This window comes from Bradyrhizobium macuxiense, from assembly GCF_001542415.1.
In the GTDB taxonomy this organism is placed as follows: domain Bacteria; phylum Pseudomonadota; class Alphaproteobacteria; order Rhizobiales; family Xanthobacteraceae; genus Bradyrhizobium; species Bradyrhizobium macuxiense.
Genome location: NZ_LNCU01000101.1, coordinates 1 through 2,305, shown reverse-complemented (window position 1 = coordinate 2,305; position 2,305 = coordinate 1). Strand labels below are relative to the sequence as shown.

General features: G+C 64.4%; 2 protein-coding genes. Both read left to right on the top strand.

The features are described 5' to 3' along the window. Positions 1–77: 77 nt before the first annotated feature. A complete protein-coding gene (istA, locus tag AS156_RS30280; protein ID WP_066512537.1) occupies positions 78–1,385 on the top strand; it encodes an IS21 family transposase in 1,308 nt (435 codons plus the stop codon). After that, positions 1,385–2,245 carry an IS21-like element helper ATPase IstB gene (istB, locus tag AS156_RS30275; RefSeq protein WP_050382252.1) on the top strand — a complete coding sequence of 287 codons (861 nt, stop codon included), beginning with the start codon at positions 1,385–1,387 and terminating at the stop codon, positions 2,243–2,245. Before istA ends, istB begins: the two co-directional genes overlap by 1 nt. Positions 2,246–2,305 lie beyond the last annotated feature (60 nt).

Genomic DNA, 2,305 nt, shown 5'->3' with positions numbered 1-2,305 from the left:
TGTCGCGCGCCATGGAAAACTGCCCCCTCGGCGTCATGAGGAATTGCCCCCTCCTCGGATAGCTGAGGAGAGAGCGAATGAACGAGGAACGAATCACTAGAGGCTCGCCGTGGAGTGATCCACGGGGGCAGGTGATGAAGACGCCGGATGACGTGGCGGAGATGTTGCGCCTGAGAGCGTGCGGATGGGGGCTGAAGCGCATTGCGCGCCAGCTGGGCTGCAGCCATCACACGGTGAAGGACTACGTGGCGGCGGGTGGGGTGAAGCCGTTCAAGTCGCCTGAGCGGCCGAAGCGGCTCGACGGCCTTGAAGGTTGGCTGCGCGAGAGGTTCATTCGCCATCGCGGTAATGCTGATGTGGTTCGCCAGGATCTGTTGGCCGAGAAAGGCGTGACAGTCAGCCGGCGAACGCTGCAACGCGCGGTGCAGCCCTATCGTCAGGCGCTGAAGGCGGAGGCGCTGGCGACGACGCGGTTCGAGACGCCCCCTGGCCGGCAGCTGCAGATCGACTTCGGAGAGCGCCTGGTCGAGATCGGCGGCGCGAAGATCAAAGCATTCGTGTTCGTGGCGACGCTCGGGCATTCGCGGCGGGTACATGTGCGTGCGTTCCGGGCCGAGAAGCAGGAGCACTGGTTCGCTGGGCTCGAGAGCACATTCACGACCTTCAGCGGTGTCCCGGAGGAAGTGCTGATGGACAACCCACGCGCACTTGTGGTGCGCCACGACGTCGGCAGCCGGTCGGTTCAGTTCAACGACAAACTCATCGCGTTTGCGAAGCATTGGGGCTTCCGTCCACGCGCCTGCGCGCCATATCGGGCACGCACGAAGGGCAAGACGGAGAATGGCGTCGGTTACGTGAAGAAGAACGCGATCGCGGGGCATTCCTTCGTAAGTTGGGAGGCATTCGAGGCGCATCTCGCCAAGTGGGAGCGTGAGGTGGCGAACGTGCGTATCCACGGCACGACCGGCGAGGCGCCGATGGTTCGCTTCGTACGCGACGAGGCACACCGGTTGAAACCGCTCGGCGGGCAGCCCTCGTTCGGATCATTGCGCGAACTAACCCGGGTCGTCGGCAACGATTGCGCCATCGAGATCGACACGAACAGTTACTCGGTGCCGTGGCGCCTAATTGGTGAGCGCGTGGCGGTAACGGTCGCGGCCGGCGAGGTGCGGATCCGCCATGGATTGCACCAGGTGGCGGTCCATAAGCAATCGGAGGGGCGCCGGCTGCGGATCGTCGATCCCGCCCATCTCGATGGTGTTGCCGGGCGGAATGGCGCGGTTCGCCGGCCGGAGATTGCGGCGGCGGTGCCGGGGTCGTCTCCACCGCCTTCGTTGTTGCGTCCTCTTGCCGAATATGAAGCCGTGATCGGGGGAAGCTTCTGATGACGCGCGCAAAGAAGGCAACCGAAGTACCGACTGATCCCCTTGATGCCATGCTGGCGCGATTGCAGCTCTCCGGCATCCGCGATCAGCTCGATAGCTTGCTCGACGAGGCGGCGCGCGCAAACCTGTCGGCGCGTGAGACGCTGATCCTGCTGTGCGAACGTGAGATTGCGCGCAAGGATCATCGCCGCATCGACATGGCGCTGAAGCTTGCACACTTCCCGGCCGTGAAGGAGCTTGCGGGCTTCGACTTCGAGGCGCAGCCGTCGATCGATCCGAAGCAGATCCGCGACCTGGCCGCGTCACGTTGGATCGCCAACGGAGAGAACGTGCTGCTGCTCGGCCCGCCGGGCGTCGGTAAGACGCACTTGTCGATCGCGCTCGGGCGAGAGGCAATCCTGGCCGGGTATACGGTGCAGTTCACCACGGCGACGACGCTGGTCGCTGGCCTTGCCAAGGCGCATGGCGATCGGCGCCTGGACGAGAAACTACTCGCGCTGTCGAAGCCAAAGCTACTGATCGTCGACGAGCTCGGCTATCTGCCGCTGGAACCCGACGCGGCCCATCTGTTCTTCCAACTGGTCAGCCGACGCTACGAAACTGGTGCCATGCTGATCACGTCGAACCGCAGCGTTGCCGAATGGGGCACCGTGTTCGCCGATCCGGTGGTCGCCACCGCGATCCTCGACCGGCTCCTGCACCACAGCTACGTGTTGACTATCCGCGGCGACAGCTACCGGCTCCGCGCCAAACGGAAGAGCGGCCTCATCAAGCCGCCGCCCGCCGGTGACGGCCCTCCGGTCGGCTCCGCCTCCCTCCGTCCCGTCACCGGCGGAAGCAACCTTCAACCAAGATCATAACCCGATGGTGGGGGCAGTTCTTCATGACGCAAAGGGGGCAGTTCCGGATGGCGTTTGACA

Coding starts and splice junctions, on each gene's coding strand:
- istB (WP_050382252.1), top strand. CDS start 1,385: ATGACGCGCGCAAAGAAGGCAACCGAAGTACCGACTGATCCCCTTGAT.
- istA (WP_066512537.1), top strand. CDS start 78: ATGAACGAGGAACGAATCACTAGAGGCTCGCCGTGGAGTGATCCACGG.